This is a genomic window from Marinobacter sp. (genome assembly GCF_041984545.1).
GTDB lineage: Bacteria > Pseudomonadota > Gammaproteobacteria > Pseudomonadales > Oleiphilaceae > Marinobacter.
The window spans coordinates 1-571 of sequence record NZ_JBHIXV010000103.1 but is presented as its reverse complement, the minus strand read 5'-3'; the positions used below and the strand labels follow the sequence as shown (position 1 = coordinate 571).

Here is a 571-nt window from a genome sequence, read left to right as displayed (position 1 = left end):
ATGCGCTGTGGGTGGCCAAGGGCAAAGAAGTCAAATGTAAGGTGGCCGCCAAGCCGCTGCAAAACTTCAAGGCCCGCATCCGGCAACTCACACGCCGCTCGGGCGGGCGCAGCATGGAGGAGGTCGTTGACAAACTGCGGCCCTACCTGCACGGATGGAAGGCGTACTTTGGGTTGGCGCAGACACCCGGGGTCTGGCGGGAGCTGGACGAATGGCTGCGCCACCGACTGCGAGCCATCCAGCTGCGGCACTGGAAGCGATCCAGGACGATCTACCGGGAACTCAAGGCACTGGGGGCGTGCGACGATGTGGCCAACCAAGTGGCGGGCAACTGCCACCGTTGGTGGCGCAACAGCAATGGAGTCATCAGGCGCGTGCTGACGATTGCGTACTTCGACTGGCTGGGAGTGCCCAGGCTGTCCTGACCTCAAACTCTCGAACCGCCCGGTGCGGACCCGCATGCCGGGTGGTGTGGCAGGGGCGCCTCCTATCAGGGAGGCCCCCTATGCCGATGTGGGTGCTTGTTTCATTGGGCCGCTGCCGCGCACACCCGCAGCACTTCAGAACCATA

General features: G+C 64.1%; 1 protein-coding gene. It reads left to right on the top strand.

All coding sequences use genetic code 11. The annotated features are described in order from the left end of the window. A partial coding sequence (locus tag ACFC20_RS17745) for a group II intron maturase-specific domain-containing protein (protein WP_375194136.1) occupies nucleotides 1-425 on the top strand: 425 nt, incomplete at its 5' end. Nucleotides 426-571 lie beyond the last annotated feature (146 nt).